Here is a 22,186-nt window from a genome sequence, read left to right on the forward strand (position 1 = left end):
CGGCATGAAGGTGCTCGATCTGGCCTGTGAGCAGGGGCATCTGTTTGAAGGCTGGTTCGGTTCCGACGCCGATTTTCAGTCGCAGCAGTCGCGGGCGCTGATCGACTGCCCTTTGTGTGGCAGCCAGAAGATCGAAAAGCGCCTGAGTGCGCCCCGCCTCAATCTGGGCAAGTCAGTCGCTGCCGACACTTTGCCGGCCGACCCTGCTGCGTCTGCGCCCATCCTGACTGCGGCGACAGCCGGGCAGCAGGCAGAGGCGTTGCGCTTGTTGCGCCAGGTGCTGGCCCAAACCGAAGACGTGGGCGAGCAATTTGCTCAACAGGCCCTGCAAATGCACCAAGGTGAACTCGAGCCGCGGCCCATACGGGGCCAAACCACGGCAGAGCAAGCCGCCGAGCTGATAGGGTCCGGGGTGCCGATCGTGCAGTTGCCCAATCTGCCCCTGCTCAAGCACACGCTGCAGTAGCAGCGCCGCCGTTCAGGGATAGAGCCCGCGCAGTTCGCGCGCGTGCAATATGCGCCGGCAGGCGACGATGAAGGTGGCGGTGCGCAGGCTGACGCGGTGCTCGCTGGCCACCTCCCAGATGGCTTCGAAGGCGCCGCGCAGGATCTGCGCCAGCCGCTGGTTGATTTCTTCCTCGTTCCAGAAAAAGCTGGAGAAATCCTGCACCCATTCGAAGTAACTTACCGTCACCCCGCCGGCGTTGGCAATTACGTCGGGGATAACCAGTATGCCGCGCTCGTTGAGGATGTCGTCGGCGGCCGGGGTGGTGGGGCCGTTGGCCCCTTCGATCACCATGCGGGCACGGATGCGCTGCGCGTTGGCTTCGGTGATCTGGCGCTCCAGCGCGGCAGGCACCATGATCTCGCACTCCACGTCCCAAAAGCTGTCGCTGGGCAGGGCTTGGGCTCCCTCAAAGCCGGCCACGCTGCCGTGCGCCGCCACGTGTGCGGTGAGTGCCGCCACATCGAGCCCGCCGCCGTGGTACACGGTGCCGCCGTGGTCCTGCACCGCCACCGTGCGCACGCCGGCTTGCGCCAGCAGCTTGGCCGAGACGCTGCCCACGTTGCCAAAGCCTTGCAGGGCCACCCGAGCGCCTTGCAGTTCGAGCCCGATGTGCCGCGCCGCCTCGGTGCAGATGATCGCCACGCCGCGCCCGGTGGCTTCGCGGCGCCCGAGCGAGCCGCCAAGGTCGATCGGCTTGCCGGTGACGACGCCGGTGGCCGTCTCGCCCACGTTCATCGAGTAGGTGTCCATCATCCAGGCCATGACGCGCTCGTTGGTGTTGACGTCGGGGGCGGGGATGTCTTTGGTCGGGCCGATGATGAGCCCGATCTCGCTCGTGTAGCGGCGCGTGACGCGCTCGAGTTCGGCCAGCGAGAGGGTTTTGGGATCGACCCGGATGCCGCCCTTGGCGCCGCCGTAGGGCACGTTGACGGCGGCGTTTTTGATCGACATCCAAGCCGCCAGCGCCATCACTTCGGCCAGCGTCACATCCTGGTGAAAGCGCACGCCGCCTTTGCCGGGGCCGCGCGAGGTGTTGTGCTGCACCCGGTAGCCCTCAAAGTGGGCGATGCGGCCATCGTCGAGGCGGATGGGTACGTCGACGATCAGGCTGCGCTTGGGGCGCTTGAGGGTTTCGATCCAGCGGCCAAGCGGCCCTAGGTAGGGCGCCACCCGGTCGATCTGCTGCAGGTAGTCGCCCCACGGGCCGAGGTGGGCCGGGTCGAGGTAGGAGGGCAGGGCGTGGCCGCTCAGGGGGCTGGGCCCCGTGGCGGCGGTGGGGGCGCTGGGGCTGCTCATGGGCGGTCTGGGTGTTGAAAGGGGTGAGCTTTACAAAACTTCGCTGGCAAAGTCGGCCAAGCGCGAGCGCTCGCCACGGGCCAAGGTGATGTGCCCGCCGTGCGGCCAACCTTTGAAGCGGTCCACGGCGTAGGTCAGGCCCGAGGAGCCTTCGGTGAGGTAGGGGGTGTCGATCTGCGCCAGGTTGCCCATGCAGATGATTTTGGTGCCCGGCCCGGCGCGGGTGATGAGGGTTTTCATCTGCTTGGGCGTGAGGTTTTGCGCCTCGTCGATGATCACGTACTTGTTCATGAAGGTGCGCCCGCGCATGAAGTTCATGCTTTTGATCTTGACCCGGCTGCGGATCAGGTCGTTGGTGGCGGCGCGCCCCCATTCACCGGCGTTGCCGCCGTCGCCCTTGGCCAAAAATTCGAGGTTGTCGTCGAGCGCGCCCATCCAGGGGCCCATTTTTTCTTCTTCGGTGCCAGGCAAAAAGCCGATGTCCTCGCCCACGCTGACGGTGGCACGGGTCATGATGATCTCGGTGTAGCGGCGCTCATCGAGCACCTGCGTCAGGCCGGCGGCGAGGGCCATCAGGGTTTTGCCGGTGCCGGCGGTGCCGGCCAGGGTGACGAAGTCGATCTCGGGGTCCATCAGCAGGTTGAGGGCGAAATTTTGCTCGCGGTTGCGGCTGGTGATGCCCCAGACCGAGCTTTTTAGGTGCGTGTAGTCTTTGAGCGTGCGCAGCACGGCCTGCTTGGTGCGCAGCTCGGTGACGCGGGCATACAGGGCGGGCTCGCCTGCCGACTCGAAATACACAAACTGGTTGATCGCCAGTTTGTCGACCACCGGGCCGCTGATGCGGTAGTAGGTGTGGCCGCCTTGCTGCCAGCTTTCCAGGGTTTTGCTCTGGCGGGTCCAGAAATCGTGCGGCAGCGCCAGCGAGCCAGGGTAGAGCAGTTCGCCGTCATCGAGGGTTTTGTCGTTTTGGTAGTCTTCGGCGGCCAGCCCCAAGGCGCGCGCCTTGATGCGCATGTTGATGTCTTTGGACACCAGCACCACCTGGCGCAGCGGGTGCTTGAGCGTGAGGGCTTGCACCACGCCCAGAATTTGGTTGTCGGCCTTGCCTTGCGGCAGGCTGGCGGGCAGCTCGTGGGACAGTGGCTCGGTCTGGAACAGCAGCAAGCCGGTGGCTTCGCGGTTGCTGCTGGCGGCCAGCGGCACGCCATGGTGGATATCGGCCCCTTTTTGCGCCACCAGCGCGTCGAGGGTGCGGCTGGCTTGGCGGGCGTTGCGCGCCACGTCGCTCATGCCCTTTTTGTGCCCGTCAAGCTCTTCGAGCACGATCATGGGCAGGAAGATGTCGTGTTCCTCGAAGCGAAACAGGCTGCTCGGGTCGTGCATCAGCACGTTGGTGTCGAGCACAAACAGGCGCGTCGGGCCTTTGCTGTTTGGGCTGCCGTTGCCGTTTTTGCTGCCACGCCTTGGGTTGCGTTTGCTGCCGCTTTGGCTGGCCGCTGGGGGCGCCACGGCGCTTGTGCTGGGTGGGGTGATCTGGGCGGCGCTGGGCGAGCTGGCTGGCGCTGGGCTGGGCGGGACCTCGGCGGCCGCTGGCGGCGCCACGGTGGGCGCGGCCAGCAGGCTGGCTAGCGCTGGGGCGCTGCCCGCGAGACGGACCGGTACGGCGGGTGTGCGGACCGATGCATCGGCTTTGTTGCGCCCACGATGCGAAGCGCCGGTGGTGGCTTGGGTCGGCACCGGCGGGAGGCTCGAGTCGGGTGAGAGGGCCAAGCTTGAAGCAGGGGAGGCGGCGGCAGCAAGCTCGGTGGCTTTGGCTGGCACACGGCCGGCCTTCTTGGTGGGGGCGGGGGGCAGAGGCATGCAAACATTATGCACGACTCAGGCGCGCAGGCCCGGGCTGCGGGCTCAGGCGGCTTTTTTCAGCAGCTTGACCGCCTTGAGCACCTCTTCTACGTGCCCGGGCACTTTGAGCCCGCGCCACTCTTGCAGCAGCACCCCGGTGGGGCTGATGAGGAAGGTGCTGCGCTCGATGCCCTTGACCTTCTTGCCGTACATGATCTTGTTTTTGACCACGCCAAACATGTGGCACATTTTTTCTTCGGTGTCGGCGATCAGCTCAAAGGGCAGTTCGAGCTTGGCCTTGAACTCGTCGTGCGACTTCATGTTGTCGCGCGACACGCCAAACACCTGCGCGCCGGCCTTGACGAAATCGGCGTAATGGTCGCGAAACTGCATCGCTTCGGTGGTGCAGCCGGGGGTGTTGTCTTTGGGGTAAAAAAACAGGACCACGGCTTGGCCTAGGTGCGACAGCTGCGTGACCTTGACTCCGCCCGTTGCGTTGGCTTCGAATTCGGGTATGGATTTGTTGACGACGACAGCCATTTAAAGGATCCCTTGCTCAGTAAGAGGCGTTCGGGTGAGGGGCTTGGTCAGCCCTTGCCGGAGCGATCAGCAGCCCAAGCGCCAGACGCCATAAACAAGGGGCTATTTTAGCGCGAATCGGGGCCGAGCGAAAGCCCGGCGGGGTCGGACTCGAGCAGCAACGCGGCCGCCACGCGGCGGCCCTCGGCGACCAGGATGTTGTAGGTGCGCGCGGCGGCCAGTGTGTCCATGGTCTCGACGCCGATGCCGGCCTCGATCAGGGGGCGCAGCAGCGCCGGGGCGACGAAGCGCAGCCGCAGGCCGCTGCCCAGCAGCAGCAGTTCGGGCCGCCATTGGGCCAGCAGGGCGAAGTGCTGCTCGTTAAGGTCGGCATGGCTGGCGCAGTCCCAGGCTTGCAGGCGGCCGTCGGCGCACAGCAGCAGGCTGTGGCGGTAGGTGGTGGCGCCAATCTGCAGCCAGCCCGGCCCGTGGGCGCGCACGCTGGTGTTCTCGATGCGGTCGGGTTGCAGTTTCATGGGTGCGGGTAGGGTAAAGTGTGGTGAAATTATAGGTTTCGCTCCTCCAGCCCGCTCACACCACACCAGCCATGCCCACACCGCCGCTGCTCAAATCGGCCAAACTGGCCAACGTCTGCTACGACATTCGCGGCCCCGTGCTGGACAAGGCGCGCGCGATGGAGGAAGAAGGCCACAAGATCATCAAGCTCAACATCGGCAACATCGCCGCCTTTGGCTTGCAGCCGCCCGACGAGATCGTGCAAGACATGATCCGCAACCTGCCCACGCCCACGGCGGCCGGCTACACCGACAGCAAGGGCCTGTTTGCGCCGCGCAAGGCGGTGGTGCACTACACGCAGGAAAAGGGCATCGCCGGGGTGACGGTGGATGACGTGTACTTGGGCAATGGCGCCAGCGAGCTGATCGGCATGAGCCTCAACGCCCTGCTCAACAGCGGCGACGAGGTGCTGATTCCGGCCCCCGACTACCCGCTCTACACCGCCAGCGTGGCGCTGGCCGGTGGCACGCCGGTGCATTATCTGTGCGACGAAGGCAGCGGCTGGCTGCCCGACCTAGACGACATCCGGCGCAAGATCACGCCGCAGACCAAGGGCATCGTCGTCATCAACCCCAACAACCCCACTGGTGCGCTCTACCCCGACGACCTGCTGCGCGCAATCGTCGAGATCGCGCGCCAGCACGGCTTGGTGATTTTTGCCGACGAAATCTACGACAAAACGCTCTACGACGGCGTGACCCACACCAGCGTGGCGGCGCTGGCCGACGAGGTGCTGGTGCTCACCTTCAACGGCCTGAGCAAGAACTACCGCTCCTGCGGCTACCGCGCGGGCTGGATGGTGGTTTCGGGCGACAAGCGGCGCGCGCGCGACTACATCGAGGGTCTGAATATGCTGGCCTCGATGCGCCTGTGCGCCAACACGCCGGGGCAGTTGGCGATCCAGACCGCGCTCGGCGGCTACCAGAGCATCAAGGACTTGGTGGCACCCAGCGGGCGCCTGTGCCGCCAGCGCGATCTGGCTTACGAGCTGATGAGCCAGATTCCGGGCGTGAGCGTGGTCAAGCCCAAGGCGGCGCTGTATATGTTTCCGCGCCTGGACCCGAAGATGTACCCGATCACCGACGACCAGCAGTTTGCCTACGAGCTGCTGGCCGAAGAAAAAGTTCTGATTGTGCAGGGAACGGGCTTTAACTGGCCGCAACCCGACCACTTCCGCCTGGTTTTCCTGCCGCACGCCGACGACTTGGCAGAAGCCATCGGGCGCATCGCGCGCTTTTTGGCGCACCTGCGCAAGCGCCACGGCACCTGAGCGTGAAACCCGACCCGGCCCCCTTTTTTGATTTGATGAAAGAACCCACAGAGATGAAAGCGATACAAGTAGGCCTGCTCGGCATCGGCACCGTGGGCGGCGGTGTGTTTGAGGTGCTGCGCCGCAACCAGACCGAAATCCAGCGCCGCGCCGGGCGTGGCATAGCCATCGCCGCCGTGGCCGACCTCGACCAGGAGCGCGCGCGCCGCCTGGTGGGTGACGCGGTGCCGGTGTTTGGCGACGCACGCGCCGTGCTGGCCAACCCCGATATCGACATCGTGATCGAGCTCATCGGCGGTGTGGGCGTGGCGCGGGCGCTGGTGCTCGAAGCCATCGCCGCGGGCAAGCACGTGGTGACGGCCAACAAGGCGCTGCTGGCGGTGCACGGAACCGAGATTTTCCAGGCCGCGCAGCAACGCGGCGTGATGGTGGCCTTTGAGGCGGCGGTGGCCGGCGGCATTCCGATCATCAAGGCGCTGCGCGAGGGCCTGACGGCGAACCGCATCCAGTGGGTGGCGGGCATCATCAACGGCACCACCAACTTTATTTTGAGCGAGATGCGCGACAAGGGGCTGGATTTTGCCACCGCGCTGGCGCAGGCGCAGCAACTGGGCTACGCCGAGGCCGACCCGCGCAACGACATCGAAGGCATAGACGCGGCGCACAAGGCGACCATCCTGAGCGCCATCGCCTTTGGCATTCCGGTGCAGTTCGAGCGCGCCTACGTCGAGGGCATCACCCGGCTGGCCGCGAGCGATTTCAAGTACGCCGAGCAACTGGGCTACCGCATCAAGCTGCTGGGCATTGCCAAGCGCCAAGCCAGCGGCATCGAGCTGCGCGTACACCCCTGCCTGGTGCCGGCCAAGCGCCTGCTGGCCAACGTGGAAGGGGCGATGAACGCCGTCATGGTGCAGGGCGACGCGGTGGGCACCACGCTCTACTACGGCAAGGGCGCGGGCAGCGAGCCGACCGCCAGCGCGGTGATCGCCGATCTGGTGGACGTGACGCGGCTGCACACCGCCGACCCGCAAAACCGGGTGCCGCACCTGGCGTTCCAGCCCGATGCGCTGAGCGAGCTGCCGATCCTGCCCATGAGCGCGGTGCAGACCAGCTACTACCTGCGCCTGTGCGTGGCCGACCAGGCCGGGGTGCTGGCGCAAGTGACCGGGATTTTGGCGGCGGCCGAGATCAGCATCGACGCCGTGTTGCAGCGCGAGGCCGAGCAGGGCGCAGCGCAGACCGAGCTCATCATCCTCACGCACCAGACCCGCGAGGGCGCGATGGACGCCGCGCTGGCGCAGATGCAGGCCCTGCCCACGGTGCTGGCACCGATCGTGCGCATCCGCAAAGAGGAGCTGGCCTGATGCGCTACCTCTCGACCCGCGGCCACCCCGAGCGGCTGCGTTTTTGCGACATCCTGCTTGAAGGGCTGGCCCCCGACGGCGGGCTGTACCTGCCCGAGCAGTACCCGCAAGTCGATGCCGCTACGCTGGCGCGCTGGCGCGGCGTCTGGGCCGAGCAGGGCTATGCGGCGCTGGCCTTCGAGATTTTGTCGCTCTACATCGACGACATCCCGCCCGCCGACTTGCGCGCCCTGTGCCACAAAACCTACACCGCCGAAGTGTTTGGCAGCCCCGCCATTGCGCCGCTGCGCCGGCTCGATGAGGGCCTGTGGATAGCGGAGCTGTCCAACGGCCCCACGCTGGCCTTCAAAGACATGGCGATGCAGTTGCTCGGCAACCTGTTCGAGTACGAGCTGGCGCGCCGTGGCACGCAGCTCAACATTTTGGGCGCGACCAGCGGCGACACCGGCAGCGCCGCCGAGTACGCCATGCGCGGCAAGCGGGGCGTGCGCGTGTTCATGCTCTCGCCGCACGGGCGCATGAGCGCCTTCCAGCAGGCGCAGATGTTCAGCCTGCAAGACCCCAACATCCACAACCTGGCGATCGAGGGCGTGTTCGACGACTGCCAGGACATCGTCAAGGCGGTCAGCGCCGACCTCGAATTCAAGCGCCGCTACCAGATCGGCACCGTCAATTCGATCAACTGGGCGCGCTTGCTGGCGCAGGTGGTGTATTACTTTGCTGGCTACTTCAGTCTGACACGATCCGACGCGCAGCGCATCAGCTTCGCCGTGCCCAGCGGCAACTTTGGCAACGTCTGCGCCGGCCATGTGGCGCGCATGATGGGCCTGCCGATCGAGCAACTGGTGGTGGCGACGAACGAAAACGATGTGCTCGACGAGTTCTTTCGCACCGGCTGCTACCGCGTGCGCCCGAGCGCGCAGACCTTCGAGACTTCCAGCCCCTCGATGGACATCTCCAAGGCCAGCAACTTCGAGCGCTTCGTGTTCGACCTGCTCGGGCGCGACGCGGCGCGCACCCAGGCCTTGTTTGGCGCCGAGTTGGCGCGCAGCGGCTGCTTCGACCTCAGCGCCGACCCCGCCTTTGCCCAGATCCGCAGCCGCTACGGCTTCGTGAGCGGGCGCAGCAGCCACGCCGATCGGCTCGACACCATCCGCGCCGCCTGGCAACACAGCGGCCAGATGCTAGACCCGCACACCGCCGACGCGGTGCGGGTGGCGCGCCAGCACCTGCAAGCGGGCACGCCCATGGTGGTGCTGGAGACCGCCCTGCCAGTCAAGTTTTCAGCCACGCTGGTGGAGGCGCTGGGGCGCGAGCCCGAGCGCCCCGCCGCGCTGGAAGGCATAGAAAACCTGCCCAAACGGGTGCAGGTGCTGCCGCCCGAGGTCGAGCGCGTGAAGGCCTATATTGCCGCCGAGTGCGACTGTTGATCGGGCCTAGCGCGCGCTGCGGCTCACCCCTCGACCCTTCTGACACACCTCCTGGCCCACCCATCCCGTTGCACCGCGCATGAACCCAGCCCCAACTGCCGCCCCCGCCCGCCCCGGCCTGCTGCCGCTCGACGACGCGCTGGCGGCCCTGCTGGCGACGGCGCAGCCGCTGAATGAGCTGGAGACGCTGGCGCTGGATGAGGCCGATGGCCGCGTGCTGGCGCAGGATCTGCGCGCCGCGCTCGACGTGCCCGGTTTCGACAACAGCGCCATGGACGGCTACGCGGTGCGCGCCGCCGAAGTGGCCGCCGCCCACGCCGCCGGGGCGGCGTTGCCGGTGAGCCTGCGCATCCCCGCCGGGGCGGTGGGGGCTGCCCTGCAAGCTGGCACGGTGGCGCGCATCTTCACCGGTGCCCCCATCCCCACCGGGGCCGACGCGGTGCTGGCGCAAGAAGAAGCCGAGCCCAACACCGACGCCAGCGGCTCGCCACAGGTGCGTTTTCTCAAACCGGCGCGGCTGGGCCAGCACATCCGCCGCCGGGGTGAAGACATCGCGCACGGCCAAGTCGTGTTGCCCGCCGGCACCCTGCTGGGCCCGGCCGAACTCGGGCTGGCCGCCAGCCTGGGTGCGGCGCAACTGCCGCTGCGGCGGCGCTTGCGCGTGGCGCTGCTGAGCAGCGGCGACGAGCTGATCGAGCCTGGCCATATCGCCCCTGAACGGTTGCCGCCGGGGGCGATCTACAACAGCAACCGCACTTTTTTGCGCGCCCTGTTGCAGCGCCTAGGCTGCCAAGTGAGCGTCTGCGCCCCGGTGCCGGATCGGCTCGATGCCACCGTGGCGGCGCTGCGCGAGGCGGCGCAGGGCCACGACCTGGTGCTCAGCAGCGGCGGCGTCTCGGTAGGCGAGGCGGACCACCTCAAGGCCGCGGTGCAAGCCCTGGGCGGCCTGCACCTGTGGCAGATCGCCATCAAACCCGGCAAGCCCTTTGCGCATGGCTGGCTGGAGCGCGCTGCGGCCACGGCTGGCGGGCGCTGCCACTACATCGGCCTGCCCGGCAACCCGGTGGCCAGCTATGTCACTTTTTTGCTGCTGGTGCAGCCCTTCGTGCGCCGCTTGCAGGGTGTGCAAGATGTGAGCGGTTGCGCCAGCCCGGGCCTGCCTCAGACCATCGAGCTGCCGGCGCATTTCGACTGGCCCAGCGTCGAGCGGCGGCGCGAGTTCCTGCGCGTGCGCCGCAACGCCGCCGGCGGGCTCGACCTCTATCCGAGCCAAGGCTCGGGCGTGCTGAGCTCCATCGCTTGGGCTGACGGACTGGTCGATAAAGCGCCGGGGCAGACCATCGCTCACGGGGATGGCGTGCGGTACTGGCCGTTTGGTGCGGCGCTGGGCTGAGTGGCGGCGCGTACACCCGAAGCAAGGGCGAGGGCTCAGTCCACTTGCACCGCGCCCGTGATGCGGTAGAAAAACCCGAGGCTGTCGTTGTGCAGCACGTGAAAACGCCCCTCGACCACCAGCGCGCCGATGGTGTAGCGCACCGGGCGGCGGCTGCGCACCTGCACGATGCTCTCGGGGCCGCCGGGGGTGCAAAAGGGGCAGGTCAGGGGCACCGAGGTAAGCAAAAAATGCACCTGGCGCTCGCCGGGGTCGAGCGGCGTCATGAAGCCTTGCAGGCGCACGGTGCGCTGGTCGAGCGCCAAAATGGCCGGTGAATACACCTGCACCACGCGGTTGCGCTCGGTGCGGGTGCTGATGTCGGCCAAGGTGGACCAAGCGATCACATCGGTGCGCACCGGCAGTGGGGCGTAGGCGCTCAGCGGGCTGTGGATGCCCGCGCCTTGGCCGCCCGCCAGCGGGTTGGCTGCAGCCGCAGCGCCATCCGCACCCGCTGGGGCGGCGGATCCGCTGGGTGTCGTCTGCGCCTGTGCCCGCAGCGGCCAGCCCATGCCCGCGACGGCCCCGGCCGCTCCCGCAGCCAGCACGCCAGCCCGGCCCAGCCAGGCGCGCCGATCCAGCCGTGCTGCTTCGTCAATGGACATGGCGCATGCCGCAGTAGTTGCCCAGCGCCAGCCCGGTGCAGGCGGCGCGCAGCTGCTGGTGGCAGACGCGCTCGCCGCGCCCGGCTTGCAGGCACTCGGCGGCGGCTTGGTGCGCGGCGGCCATGGCTTGGTGGCGGCGGATGTCTTCCTGGATTTGGGCCGGGGTGTGTTGCTGCCCGTGCGCGTGCGTGTGCGGCGCTTGGCCGGGTGTGGCCCAAGCGACGGGCAGGGCGGACAGGGCCAAGAGGCTGGCGGCCAGCAGCGGCAGCAGGGATTGTTTCAGCGTTTTCTTCATGGTGGTTTGGAGTGAAGGTTGCAGGGAAGGTTGCATCGTCGCGCTGTGCACGGTTTTTAGCTTCGGTTGAGCAAGGTCATGACATCGAGCCGCTGCGCGCGCCAAGCCGGCAGCGCCGCGGCTAGGGCGGCCAGCAGCAGCGCCGTGAAGGGCACCCACAGCAGCACGGGGCTCCAGTGCCAGGCTTGCAACAGCGCCGTGCTGCCCGGCGGCAGCCAGCCCGCGATGGCGGCCAGCAGCGCTTGCGCCAGCAGCAGGCCCAGCAGCAGCGCCAGCAGCGCCAGCGTCAGCGCCTCGGCCAGCAGCAGCCCGACCAGGCGCCGCGCCGGGGTGCCGAGCATGCGCAGCATCGCCAGATCGGTTTCGCGCTCGCGCACCGCGGCCCACAGCGCGACGAAGATCGACAGCCCGGCCATCAGCAGCAGCGTCAGGCCAAAGCCTTGCAGCACCTGGGTGCCCGCACCCAGCAGGGTGAGCAAGCGCGTGAGCTCCAGCGCCGGGGCGGCGGCCTGCATATTGGTTTGGGTGTTGACGAAGCGCGGGAACGTCACCGCCGCCAGCGGGCTGTGGTAGCTGATGAGCGCCATCGTCACTTCGCGCTCGGCCTCGATGCTGGCGCGCTCCTCGGGGCTCATCTGCGCCATGCCGTGCAGGTCGTCGTGCACCAGCCAGACCGATTCGGTGGCCGTGAGCACCAGCCGGTCCAGCACGCAGCGGCATGGGGCCAAGATGCCGGTGATGGTGTAGGGGTGTAGCTCGTGCGCCTTGCCGCTGGGGTCGAGCCCGTGCACGCCGACAAAGCGCTGCCCCAGCCCCAAGCCGGTGCTGGCCGCCACTTGGGAGCCGAGCACGGCCTGCATCGGCTGCTGCCAGAGCTGGCCCTGCGCCAGTTCGGCCCCGTACAGCGCCACGTAATCGTGCGTGGTGCCGACGACGCGGTAGCCCGCCAGGTTGTCGCCCAGGCTGAGCGGGATGATGCGCGCCACTTGCGGGTGCTGGCGCAGGGTTTCCAGATCGGCCAGGCGGATGTTGCCCGGCGGCACGTCGAGGTGAAAAACCCCGGACATGATGAGCTGGATCGGGCTGCCCTTGGCCCCGATGACGGCGTCGATGCCCGACAGGTCGCGCTCGAAGGAGTGCGTGATCTGCTCGCGCGCACTCAACACGAAGGCCATGGCGGCCACGCCCAAGGTGAGCAGCAGCAGGTTGAGCACCGTGGCCAGCGGCCGCGACCACAGGTAGCGCCAAGACAAGCCGAGCGTGTTCATGGCACAGCCTTTGCGAGCCAGAGCGTGCGCGCATCGGGCAGGGCCAGCACGGCGCGCTGGTCGTGGGTGGCGACGACCAGGGTGGCGGCACTGGCCTGCGCCTGCTGGCGGATCAGGGCCATGGCTTGGGCGGCGTTCTCGTCGTCGAGGCTGGCGGTGGGTTCATCGGCCAGCAGCACGGTCGGGCGGCGCAGCAGGGCGCGCGCCAAGGCCACGCGCAGCGCCTGCCCGGTGGAGAGCTGGTGCACGTGGCGCTGCAATAACTCACCCAAGCCCAAGGTGTCGATCAGGTGCTGGAAATGGCCAGGGTCCAGCGCCTGGCGGCTGGCGTAGGCCACCAGTTGCAGGTTGTCGCGCACGCTCAAGGCGGCGCTGAGCAGGCCGCGCTGCGGCAAAAAACCGATCTGGCGCGCGCGCCAGCGGTCGCGCTCGCTTTGCTTCAAGCGCGCCGGTTGCACCCCGGCGACTTCGAGCAGGCCGGCGCTGGGCGTGAGCAGCCCGGCCAGCAGCGCCAGCCAAGTCGATTTGCCGCTGCCCGAGGGGCCGCGCAGCAGCAAGGTTTGGCCGCTGGGGCATTCCAGATCGGGGTAGGCCAGGGTGGGCCCGTCGCGCCAGCTATGGCGCAGTGCGTGGGTTCGAATCATGTGGTTGGGTTGGCGGGGTGCGGGGTGGTGGTGGTGGAGTTGCTGCAACCGGCACAGGTGCCGTGCAGGGTGAGGTCGAGCCACTGCGCCCGGTGCCCCAAGGCGGCCAGGGCAGCGGCCCAGTTTTGTGCCAAGGCTTGGGCGTGAAGCTGGGCCTCGTGCTCGGCGGGGGTTTGGGTTTGGGGCATGGCACCGGGTGCGGCCGCACCCGGCTCCAAGGCCAGCGGCAGCAGTTGGTGGCAGGAATCGCATTCGAAGTGTGGCTGCAAGGCGGTCTGGGCTGCCGGGCTCGCCGGGCTTGGGCTGGCCCCGGCCCAAGTGAAGCGCCAGCGGCGCTCGTTGGGGTCGGGGTGGCGCAGCAGCAAGCCGCAGGCGGCCAGCCGGTCCAGCAACCGGTACAGGGTGACGCGGTTGATGGCCACGCCGCGCGCCTTGAGTTGCGCCAGCACCTCGAAGTGGCAGGGCGAGCTGTGCGGGGCGCCGGCCAGCACACCCAGCACGGCGCGGGTGGCGACCGTGAGGCGCAAACCGGCATCGTGCAAGCGCTCGAGCACCTCGGGCGTGAGCGGGCTGGCAGTGGAAGCAGGGCTGGGGCTGGGCATGTTCATGGAGTGGGAGGGTGCTAGCGCAATTAAGTTGCGTTATGATGCCGATATTAACGCAATCGAGTTGCAATAACGTGATCTCCCAATTTTTCATGGCCAAGGCCGACGCGCTGCCAGCGGCGCTGCCAGCGGCCGCACCGGAGCCGCTGCGGGTGCGGCCCAAGCTTGCGCCAGCGCCTGCCGTTGAAGAATCGCTGCCGGGTTCGGGCAGCGCCCGGCCCGCCATCGAGCTGCACAACCTCACCGTGGGCTACGAGCGCCATCCGGCGGTGCATCACCTCTCGCTGCGCTGGGCGGCGGGCAGCTTGGTGGCGATCGTCGGGCCCAACGGCGCCGGCAAATCGACTTTGCTCAAGGCGCTGGCGGGGGAGCTGCGGCCGCTGTCTGGGCGCATCGAGGGGCTGGCTGGGCGGCGCGTGGCCTATTTGCCGCAAACGCCGCAGATCGACCGCAGCTTTCCGGTCACGGTGCAAGACCTGGTGCAGCTCGGGCTCTGGCACCAAGTGGGGGCGCTCGGGCGCTGGAAAGGCGCGCACCGCCAGCGCTGCCGCGAGGCGCTGGCCACGGTGGGTTTGCAGGGCTTTGAGGCGCGCACCATCGACACCTTGTCGGGCGGGCAGTTTCAGCGCGCCCTGTTCGCGCGCCTGATGCTGCAAGACGCCGAGCTGCTGCTGCTCGACGAGCCCTTTGCCGCGGTGGATGAAAACACCAGCGCCGACCTGTTGCAACTGCTCAAAGACTGGAGCGCCAGCGGCAAAACCGTGCTCACGGTCTTGCACGATCTGGGGCTGGTGCGGGCGCATTTTCCGCAAGCGCTGCTGCTGGCGCGCGAACCTGTGGCGCACGGGGCCACGGCGGCGGTGCTCACGCCTGCGAATCTGCGCCGCGCTTTGGGCATGCGCGAGTCCTTCGATGATCTGGCCCCTTGGTGCGAGGCCGATGCCGCTGCACACCCTGCCGGAGGGCGGCACTGATGGCGGTCTTGGCCTGGTTTGCCCCCTTGTGGGAGTTTTCCTTCATGCAGCGGGCCTTGCTCGGCTGCCTGCTGCTTTCGCTGAGCGCGGCCCCGGTGGGGGTGTTTCTGATGCTGCGCCGCATGAGCCTGACGGGCGATGCCATGGCGCACGCCATTTTGCCTGGGGCGGCGCTGGGATTTTTGATCTCCGGCCTGTCGGTCGGGGCCATGACGCTGGGCGGAATCGTCGCCGGGCTGGTGGTGGCGGTGGGCTCGGGGCTGGTGGCGCGCAGCACCATCTTGCGCGAAGACACGGCGCTGGCGGCCTTTTACCTGCTCTCGCTGGCGCTGGGGGTGCTGATCATCTCTACCTATGGCAGCCAGGTCGATTTGCTGCACGTGCTGTTTGGCTCGGTGCTGGCGCTCGACAACGCGGCGCTGGGGCTGCTGCTGGGCATTGCGCTGCTTTCGCTGCTGGCGCTGGCGCTGCTGTACCGCGCCTTGGTGCTGGAGTGCCTAGACCCCGACTTTTTGCGCGCCCACAGCCGGCGCTGGAGCGCGCTGGCGCATTACGGTTTTCTGGTGCTGGTGGTGTTCAACCTGGTGGCGGGCTTTCATGCCCTGGGCACGCTGATGGCGGTGGCGATCATGGTGCTGCCTGCGGCGGCGTCGCGCTTTTGGGTGCGGCGCATCCAGTCGCTGCTGGGTTTGGCCCCGCTGCTGGCGCTGGCCTGCTGCGTGGCTGGCTTGCTGCTCTCCTACCACGCCGACTGGCCGACCAGCCCGGCGATCGTGCTCGCGCTGGGTGCGGTGTATGTGTTTTCCATGGTTTTTGGCCGCTTCGGTCTGTGGCGGCAACGGGCCATTTCTCCGGTGCATTTGAAAGGATGAGGCGATGAAACGACGGCATTTTGCGACCACCCTGCTGGCAGGTGTGGGTGCGGCTTGGGGTTTGGGTGCGGCAGGTGTGGCGGCGGCGCAAGGGGCAGCCGCCGTGCCCGCGCAGGCGGGTGCGGCAACCGGCGCAGCCACGGCAACCGGGTCCGCAGCGGCCGCGCTGCCGGTGGTGGCCACGTTCAGCATTTTGGGCGACTTGGTGCGCCAGGTGGGTGGCGAGCGCTTGCAGCTCGATGTGCTGATCGGTCCCGACAGCGACGCCCACATATTCCAGCCCCGGCCCTCGCACGCGCGCCAGGTGCGCCAGGCGCGGCTGCTGTTTTCCAACGGCCTAGGCTTTGAGGGCTGGATGCCGCGCCTGCTGCAAAGCGCTGCTTTCCGCGGTCAGCACGTGGTGGTCAGTCGGGGCATAGCGGCGCTGCGCAGCGCGGGCCACGGGCATGGGCACGGTGGCCACGGCCACGGCCACAAGCATGGCGAGCACGACCCGCACGCCTGGCAGAACGTGGCCCATGTGCGCACCTATGTGCGCAACATCGCCGACGCGCTGTGCGCCGCCGACGCCGCCGGTTGCGATTTCTACCGCCAACGCGCCCAAGACTACGACGCCGTGCTGGTGCAGCTCGACGCCGACGTCCGCGCCGCTTGGGCCCCAATAGCGCCGGCGCAGCGCAAGGTGATCGTCTCGCACGACGCCTTTGCCTACTACGGCCAAGCCTATGAAGTGCGTTTTCTGGCCGCGCGCGGCGTCAGCCCGCACAGCGAACCAACGGCGCGCGACATCGTGCGGCTGGTGCAGCAGATCCGCCAAGAGCAGGTGCGCGCGCTGTTCGTCGAGAACGTGACCGACCCGCGCCTGATCGAGCAGATCGCCCGCGAGACCGGCCTGCGCCCGGCCGGGCGCCTGTACTCCGATGCGCTCTCGGTCCCCGGCGACACCGCGCCCACCTACGTGGACATGATGCGCCACAACACCCAGGCCCTGACGCGGGCCATTCTGGGGGCTTGAGCGCCAAGCCGGGCAAGGCGCGGCATCCTGCGTCACAATCGGCCCGCAGCGCCGCCACTTTGGAGCGGCGCTTGGGCTGAGATGCGATTTAATCATTCCTGTTTTGCCTTGGGCTGCGGGCGCGGCGCAGGTGCGGCGCTGCTGGCGCTGGCCCTGTCCGGCTGTGCCTCGTTGCCGTCTGCAACCGACCCAGCGGCCGGCGTGTCGGCGGCGCAGGCGCTGTCCACCCCGCTGGCCGCCGATTGGCGCAACCCTTGGCCGGCTGCGGCAACGCCGGAGCAAGTGCCTGAGCAACCCGCCTCAGCCTTGCCAGCCCCCACCAAAACCGAGCTGGCGCAGTGGTGGCGGGCCTTTGACGACCCGGCTCTGAACGCCCTGATCGAGCAGGCGCTGCAGGCCCACACCAGCGTGCGCGCCGCCCAGGCTGCTCTGCAGCAGGCGCGCTCCCTCAACGCCATCAGCCAAGCGGCGCAGGGGCCGCAACTGCAAGCCAGTGCCAGCACCCAGCGTGCGCAGGCGGGTCAGGGTGGGGCCGCCAGCAGCTGGCGCGCCGGGCTCGATGCCAGTTGGGAGCTGGACTGGTTCGGCCAACGCCGCGCGGCCGAAGCGGCCACGGCGGCCGAGGTGCAAGCGGCCGCCGCACAACTCGGTCAAGCGCGGGTGAGCCTGGCGGCCGAAGTGGCGCTCACTTACATCGAATGGCGCACCTTGCAGCAGCGCTTGGGCGTGCTGCAGCGGCGTTTGGCCCTGCAAGAGGAATTTGTGCAGATCGTGGGCTGGCGCGTGCAGGCCGGGCTGATGTCGGGGCAGGACTTGGAGCAGGCGCGCCTCAATCTGGCGCAACTGCGCGCCACCTTGCCCGAGCTGCAAGCCGCCATGGGCCAGGCCGAAGCGGCGCTGGCGGTATTGAGCGGCCGGCCGCCCCAAAGCGCCCTCGATTTGCCCGCCAGCGGCGGCATCCCCGTGGCGGGGGGCGCGCTGGCGCGCGCGATCCCGGCCGACACCTTGTTGCAGCGCCCCGATGTGCAACGCGCCCAGGCGCGGTTGCATGCAGCGGCAGCGCGCACGGCGCAGGCCGAGGCGGCGCGCTGGCCCAGCTTGACCCTCGGCGGCACGCTGGACTGGCGCAGCCCGCGGGTGAGCGATTTGTTCGACGTGTCGGCGCTTACGCGCACGCTGCTGTTGCGCTTGGGTGCCAGCCTGTACGATGGCGGGGCCGTGCGCGCCCAGGTGCAGGCGCAGCAGGCGGCGGCCGAGCAGGCCCGCATCGAGCTCGAAGCCGCGGTGCTGACGGCGCTGCGCGAAGTCGAGCACGCCCTGCTGGCGCTGCAAGCCAGCGAACAGCGCTTGCAAAGCCTGTCTCAGGCCGCCGAGGCAGCAGCCGAGGTGGAGGCGCTGGCGCTGCTGCGCCTGACCAGCGGCCTGATCGACTACCGCATCTGGCTTGATGCCCGCCACAACCTGCTCACCGCCCAAACCGAATTGGCCAACGCCCGTGCGGCAAGGAGCGCAGACCACGTGCGCCTAGTCAAGGCGCTCGGAGGCGGCTGGAACGCCGCCGATGTGCAAGCCGCACGAGACCCCATAACGACGACCACACATGAGCTCTGAAGACCCCTCATCTTCCCTTGACGCTGCGGCTTTGCTGAGCGCGGCAACCCCGGCGCGCCGCTGGTGGCGCAGCCCGCGCCTGTGGGTGGCGCTGGCGGCTTTGGCGCTGGCCTTGCTGGCGCTCTGGTTTTGGAATACCTCGCAACAGCGCCAGGCCGCCCCGGTGTACCAAACCGAGCCGCTGGCGCGCGGCACCCTCGCCCGCACCGTGACCGCCAATGGCACCTTGCAGCCCGTGCGCGCCGTGAATATCGGCAGCGAACTCTCGGGCACGGTGCGCACGGTGCACGTGGACATCAACGACCCGGTGCGCCGTGGCCAGGTGCTGCTCGAACTCGATACCGAACGGCTGCAAGACCAGGTGCGCCACGGCCGCGCGGCGCTGGCGGCCGCGCAGGCCCAGGTGGCGCTGGCGCAAGCCAGCCAGCTCGAAGCCGAAGCCACGCTGCGCGAAGCGCAGGCGCAACTGGCGCGGCTGCAGGAGGTGCAGCGCCTCTCGGGCGGCAAGGTGCCCTCGGCGGCCGAGCTCGACACGGCGCGCGCCGCCGCCGAGCGCGCCCAGGCGGCGCTGGAGCGCAACCGCGCCAACGTGCTCAACGCGCAGGCCGGGGTGGAACAGGCGCGGGCCAATTTGTCCAGCCACGAAACCAATCTGGGCAAGGCCTCGATCCGCTCGCCCATCGACGGCGTGGTGCTGGCGCGCTCGGTCGATCCGGGCAATGCCGTGGCCGCTTCCTTGCAAGCCGTCACCTTGCTGCAACTGGCGCAGGATTTGCGCCAACTGGAGCTGCAAGTCAGCGTCGATGAGGCCGACATCGGCGTCGTGAGCGCGGGCCAGCCGGCCACCTTCACCGTCAGCAGCCAGCCCGCCAGGCGCTTTGCCGGGCAGGTCAGCCGCGTTGCCTTTGGCGCCACGCGGGCCGACAACGTGGTCACTTACACCACCACCATTCGGGTCGAGAACCAAGACCTGAGCCTGCGCCCCGGCATGACGGCCACGGCCAGCATCGTGGCGGTGCAGCGCGACAACGTGTTGCTGGTGCCCAATGCGGCCTTGCGCTTTTTGCCGTCTGACCCGGCCGGGGCGGCGCCGGGTGGCGGCGGGGTGCTGGCCAGTCTGTTGCCGCGCCTGCCGGCAGCGGCCCCACGGGTGGCGCGCATCGATCCGCGCCCCGGGCAGCGCCAGATCTGGGTGCTGCAAGACGGCCAGCCGGTGCCGTTGCAAGTGAGCACCGGCATCACCGACGGCCGCCAGACCGAGGTCTCGGGCGAGGGCGTGGTCGAGGGCCTGGCCGTGATCGTCAGCCAAGGCCGCGCTGGTGGCGCAGGCAGGCCATGAACCCGGTCGTGCCACCACCGCTGGCGCAGCAGCCCGGTGCCCAAGCCGCAGCGGCAGCGCCAGCGCAGCCCGCCCCCGCACCCCTGATCGAGTTGCGCGGCGTGAGCAAGGTCTACGGTCAGGGTCAGACCGCCTTTTTGGCGCTCAAAGGGGTGGATCTGCAAATCGCAGCGGGTGAGTTCGTGGCCATCATGGGGCCCAGCGGCAGCGGAAAATCGACTGCAATGAACCTGCTCGGCTGCCTCGATACCGCCAGCGCGGGCGAGTACCGTTTTCGCGGTGTGCCTCTGCAAGGCTTGCAGCGCGACGAGCTGGCGCTGCTGCGGCGCCAGTATTTTGGCTTCGTGTTCCAAGGGTTTTACTTGCTGGCGCGCACCACCGCGCTGGAAAACGTGGAGCTGCCGCTGGTCTATCGCGGCTTGCCGGCCAAGCAGCGCCACGCCGCCGCACGCGCCGCGCTGGCCGCGGTGGGCCTAAGCCCCTGGGAGCACCACACCCCAGCCGAGCTCTCGGGCGGGCAGCAGCAGCGGGTGGCGATCGCGCGCGCCATCGTCACCGAGCCGCAGGTGCTGCTGGCCGACGAACCCACCGGCAACCTCGACAGCCAGCGCGGCCACGAGATCATGGCGCTGATCCAAGGCCTGAGCCGCGAGCGCGGCCTGACCGTGCTGATGGTCACGCACGAGCCCGACATCGCCGCCTACGCCAGCCGCTTGGTGCGCTTCGTCGATGGGCGGGTGGCCAGCGACCAGCCCAACCCAAACCCGGTCGTACCCGCACCCGCACCCGCACCCGCCGGTGCCGTTTGACATGCTGCTCAACGCCCTCATCCTCGCCCTGCGCTCAATCCGGCGCAACCTGCTGCGCTCCTTTCTCACCATTTTGGGGGTGGTGATCGGGGTCGCGGCGGTGATCACCATGGTCACGGTCGGCAACGGGGCCACGCTGGCGATCCAGGCGCAAATCCAGGGCTTGGGCACCAATTTGCTGCAAGTGCGCCCAGGCCAGCGCATGGGGCCGGCCGGGGCGGGGCAGGCGGCACCGGCTTTCCTGGCGGCCGACGCCCAAGCCATATTCGAGCAGGTGCCGGGCGTGCTGGCCACGGCCCCGGAAGCGCGCAGCGGGGGCACGGTGGTGGCCAATGGCCGCAACTGGTCCAGCCAATTGATCGGCAGCAGCAACGACTGGTTGCTCACTGGCAACTGGCGCTTGGCCGAAGGCCGCCCCTTTAGCGAGGAGGAGCAACGCGCGGGCGCGGCCGTGTGCCTGATCGGCGAGACGGTGCGGCGCGAGCTCTTTGGCCCCAATCCGGCCCTGGGTGCGATGCTGCGCGTGCGCCAGATGCCGTGCGAAGTGGTCGGGGTGCTGGCGGCCAAGGGTCAAGGTGCGTTTGGCAACGACCAAGACGACCTCGTGCAGATGCCGCTCAACACCTTTCAGCGCCGCATCGTGGGCCACACCCGCATCGGCATTTTGCAGGTGTCGATGCAAGACGGGGTCGAGACCGCCACGGTGCGCGCCGGCATCGTGCAACTGCTGCGCGAGCGCCGCAACCTGAGCGAGACCGACGAAGACAACTTCAACGTGCTCGACACCCGGCAACTGGCCCAGACCCTATCGGGCACCACCCGCATCATGACGCTGCTGCTGGGCGCGGTGGCGGCGGTGAGCCTGATCGTGGGCGGCATCGGCATCATGAACATCATGCTGGTGAGCGTGACCGAGCGCACGCGCGAGATCGGGCTGCGGCTGGCCATAGGCGCGCGCGAGCGCGAGGTGCTGTTGCAATTTTTGATCGAGGCGGTGGTGCTGGCGGCCATCGGCGGCCTGATCGGCATGACGCTGGCGCTGGGGGCCAGCATCGGGCTGTCGGCGCTGATGAGCGTGCCCTTCGTGTTCGACCCCGCCATCAACGCGCTCGCCTTTGCCTTTTCGGCCGCCATCGGGGTGCTGTTTGGCTACTTCCCGGCGCGGCGCGCGGCGCGGCTGAACCCGATCGAGGCGCTGCGCCACGAGTGATGAGGCACTGGCCGCCGTTCAGCGCGTGGGGGCGGCGGCGGCAAAGGGTGCGCCGCGCAGCCGCTGCCCGGCCTCGATGCCGCGCTGGGCAAACCAGCCTTGGTGCATTTCCAGCACGAAGCGCACCGGCTCGGCCGAGCAATGCGAGCGCTCCGAGAGCGGCTGCATATCGGCCAGGTTGACGATGCGGCCGTCGTCGGCCACGAAGGCGGCGGTCAGGGGCAAAAAGGTGTTTTTCATCCAGAAGCACTGGATCGCGGGGGCGTCGAACACAAACCACATGCCCTCGTTGTTGGGCATGCTGCGGCGCCACATCAGGCCGGTGTTGCGTTGCGCCGGGGTGCTGGCCACTTGCACCGTGAGCAGGTGCAAGCCGGCTTGCAGTTGCAGGCGCGGCAAGTCCTGTTGCGGCAGGCCCTCCTGCGGCTGGGCTTGCGGGGGCTGCTGCTGCGGCGGCTGCGAGGGTGGCTGCCGGGCGTGCGCAGCGGTGGCCAGCCCCATCCCGATTCCTATTGCCACACCGCACAGCGGCACAAAGCGCAACGCAGCGGCAGAGAAAAGCCAAGCTAAGGGTTTAAACATGCGGTTTGTCAGCTCTGTGCAGGAATGAAGGTTAAAATTTTCACACAGCTTAAGTTAAGCCGTTGTCGCAAACGCCAGCTAAGGGCTCTACGGATGCCCGAACTTGCGCTCAATAGCCCG

General features: G+C 68.4%; 22 protein-coding genes. 12 read left to right on the forward strand and 10 right to left on the reverse strand.

The window, feature by feature from the left end; genetic code table 11:
• Positions 1-4: 4 nt before the first annotated feature.
• Entirely contained in the window at positions 5-466 is a 462-nt protein-coding gene (locus SRAA_RS03775) for a DUF1178 family protein (RefSeq protein ID WP_045531092.1), read from the forward strand.
• A gap of 12 nt (positions 467-478) precedes the next feature.
• Here SRAA_RS03775 and SRAA_RS03780 read toward each other — a convergent pair whose 3' ends face one another.
• From SRAA_RS03780 to SRAA_RS03795, 4 genes are all read right to left on the reverse strand, one after another.
• A complete protein-coding gene (locus SRAA_RS03780) occupies positions 479-1,804 on the reverse strand; it encodes a Glu/Leu/Phe/Val family dehydrogenase (protein WP_045531093.1) in 1,326 nt (441 codons plus the stop codon).
• 30 nt (positions 1,805-1,834) lie between these two features.
• Complete coding sequence (locus SRAA_RS03785; protein ID WP_045531094.1) at positions 1,835-3,664, reverse strand: PhoH family protein; 1,830 nt, start codon at positions 3,662-3,664, stop codon at positions 1,835-1,837.
• A 45-nt stretch (positions 3,665-3,709) separates the two neighbouring features.
• Positions 3,710-4,186, reverse strand: a complete 477-nt coding sequence (locus tag SRAA_RS03790) for a peroxiredoxin (protein WP_045531095.1) — start codon at positions 4,184-4,186, stop codon at positions 3,710-3,712.
• A gap of 107 nt (positions 4,187-4,293) precedes the next feature.
• On the reverse strand, positions 4,294-4,701 hold the full coding sequence (locus SRAA_RS03795) for an Mth938-like domain-containing protein (protein ID WP_045531096.1): 408 nt from the start codon (positions 4,699-4,701) through the stop codon (positions 4,294-4,296).
• A 71-nt stretch (positions 4,702-4,772) separates the two neighbouring features.
• On the opposite strand from SRAA_RS03795, the gene SRAA_RS03800 reads away from it, so the two are divergent.
• From SRAA_RS03800 to SRAA_RS03815, 4 genes are all read left to right on the forward strand, one after another.
• Entirely contained in the window at positions 4,773-6,011 is a 1,239-nt protein-coding gene (locus SRAA_RS03800) for a pyridoxal phosphate-dependent aminotransferase (RefSeq protein ID WP_045531097.1), read from the forward strand.
• Between the two features lie 53 nt (positions 6,012-6,064).
• Positions 6,065-7,375, forward strand: coding sequence for a homoserine dehydrogenase (locus tag SRAA_RS03805; RefSeq protein ID WP_045533230.1), 1,311 nt, complete (start codon positions 6,065-6,067; stop codon positions 7,373-7,375).
• Positions 7,375-8,805, forward strand: coding sequence for a threonine synthase (gene thrC / locus SRAA_RS03810; RefSeq protein ID WP_045531098.1), 1,431 nt, complete (start codon positions 7,375-7,377; stop codon positions 8,803-8,805). The genes SRAA_RS03805 and thrC overlap by 1 nt, the downstream gene beginning before the upstream one ends.
• Before the next feature lie 79 nt (positions 8,806-8,884).
• Positions 8,885-10,198 carry a molybdopterin molybdotransferase MoeA gene (locus SRAA_RS03815; protein WP_045531099.1) on the forward strand — a complete coding sequence of 438 codons (1,314 nt, stop codon included), beginning with the start codon at positions 8,885-8,887 and terminating at the stop codon, positions 10,196-10,198.
• Positions 10,199-10,233: 35 nt separating this feature from the next.
• On the opposite strand, the gene SRAA_RS03820 is transcribed toward SRAA_RS03815, so the two are convergent.
• Genes SRAA_RS03820 through SRAA_RS03840 form a run of 5 tightly spaced genes read right to left on the reverse strand, consistent with a single transcriptional unit; the run spans position 10,234 to position 13,657 of the window.
• Positions 10,234-10,842 carry a DUF3299 domain-containing protein gene (locus tag SRAA_RS03820; RefSeq protein ID WP_231849325.1) on the reverse strand — a complete coding sequence of 203 codons (609 nt, stop codon included), beginning with the start codon at positions 10,840-10,842 and terminating at the stop codon, positions 10,234-10,236.
• Positions 10,832-11,137: a hypothetical protein gene (locus SRAA_RS03825; protein ID WP_045531100.1), complete on the reverse strand. Its 306-nt coding sequence runs from the start codon at positions 11,135-11,137 to the stop codon at positions 10,832-10,834. Before SRAA_RS03825 ends, SRAA_RS03820 begins: the two co-directional genes overlap by 11 nt.
• A 56-nt stretch (positions 11,138-11,193) precedes the next feature.
• Positions 11,194-12,405, reverse strand: coding sequence for an ABC transporter permease (locus SRAA_RS03830; RefSeq protein ID WP_045531101.1), 1,212 nt, complete (start codon positions 12,403-12,405; stop codon positions 11,194-11,196).
• Positions 12,402-13,049, reverse strand: coding sequence for an ABC transporter ATP-binding protein (locus SRAA_RS03835; protein WP_045533234.1), 648 nt, complete (start codon positions 13,047-13,049; stop codon positions 12,402-12,404). The genes SRAA_RS03830 and SRAA_RS03835 overlap by 4 nt, the downstream gene beginning before the upstream one ends.
• Complete coding sequence (locus SRAA_RS03840) at positions 13,046-13,657, reverse strand: Fur family transcriptional regulator (protein ID WP_045531102.1); 612 nt, start codon at positions 13,655-13,657, stop codon at positions 13,046-13,048. The genes SRAA_RS03835 and SRAA_RS03840 overlap by 4 nt, the downstream gene beginning before the upstream one ends.
• A 71-nt stretch (positions 13,658-13,728) precedes the next feature.
• Between SRAA_RS03840 and aztA the strand changes: the two genes are divergently transcribed.
• From aztA to SRAA_RS03875, 7 genes are all read left to right on the forward strand, one after another.
• Entirely contained in the window at positions 13,729-14,628 is a 900-nt protein-coding gene (gene aztA, locus SRAA_RS03845; RefSeq protein WP_231849326.1) for a zinc ABC transporter ATP-binding protein AztA, read from the forward strand.
• Positions 14,628-15,500 carry a metal ABC transporter permease gene (locus SRAA_RS03850; RefSeq protein ID WP_045531103.1) on the forward strand — a complete coding sequence of 291 codons (873 nt, stop codon included), beginning with the start codon at positions 14,628-14,630 and terminating at the stop codon, positions 15,498-15,500. Before aztA ends, SRAA_RS03850 begins: the two co-directional genes overlap by 1 nt.
• 4 nt (positions 15,501-15,504) lie before the next feature.
• The gene (locus SRAA_RS03855; protein ID WP_082039888.1) at positions 15,505-16,515 is read left to right on the forward strand and encodes a metal ABC transporter solute-binding protein, Zn/Mn family; all 1,011 of its coding nucleotides are present in this window, start codon (positions 15,505-15,507) and stop codon (positions 16,513-16,515) included.
• Between the two features lie 81 nt (positions 16,516-16,596).
• Positions 16,597-18,126 carry an efflux transporter outer membrane subunit gene (locus SRAA_RS03860; RefSeq protein WP_045531104.1) on the forward strand — a complete coding sequence of 510 codons (1,530 nt, stop codon included), beginning with the start codon at positions 16,597-16,599 and terminating at the stop codon, positions 18,124-18,126.
• Positions 18,116-19,465, forward strand: coding sequence for an efflux RND transporter periplasmic adaptor subunit (locus SRAA_RS03865; RefSeq protein WP_045531105.1), 1,350 nt, complete (start codon positions 18,116-18,118; stop codon positions 19,463-19,465). The genes SRAA_RS03860 and SRAA_RS03865 overlap by 11 nt, the downstream gene beginning before the upstream one ends.
• Positions 19,462-20,274: an ABC transporter ATP-binding protein gene (locus tag SRAA_RS03870; RefSeq protein ID WP_082039889.1), complete on the forward strand. Its 813-nt coding sequence runs from the start codon at positions 19,462-19,464 to the stop codon at positions 20,272-20,274. The genes SRAA_RS03865 and SRAA_RS03870 overlap by 4 nt, the downstream gene beginning before the upstream one ends.
• Before the next feature lies 1 nt (position 20,275).
• Positions 20,276-21,484 carry an ABC transporter permease gene (locus SRAA_RS03875; RefSeq protein ID WP_045531106.1) on the forward strand — a complete coding sequence of 403 codons (1,209 nt, stop codon included), beginning with the start codon at positions 20,276-20,278 and terminating at the stop codon, positions 21,482-21,484.
• 18 nt (positions 21,485-21,502) lie between these two features.
• Here SRAA_RS03875 and SRAA_RS03880 read toward each other — a convergent pair whose 3' ends face one another.
• Positions 21,503-22,066, reverse strand: a complete 564-nt coding sequence (locus SRAA_RS03880) for a DUF192 domain-containing protein (RefSeq protein WP_052467473.1) — start codon at positions 22,064-22,066, stop codon at positions 21,503-21,505.
• Positions 22,067-22,186: the final 120 nt, after the last annotated feature.

Origin of the sequence: Serpentinimonas raichei, from assembly GCF_000828895.1 — a bacterium.
GTDB lineage: Bacteria > Pseudomonadota > Gammaproteobacteria > Burkholderiales > Burkholderiaceae_C > Serpentinimonas > Serpentinimonas raichei.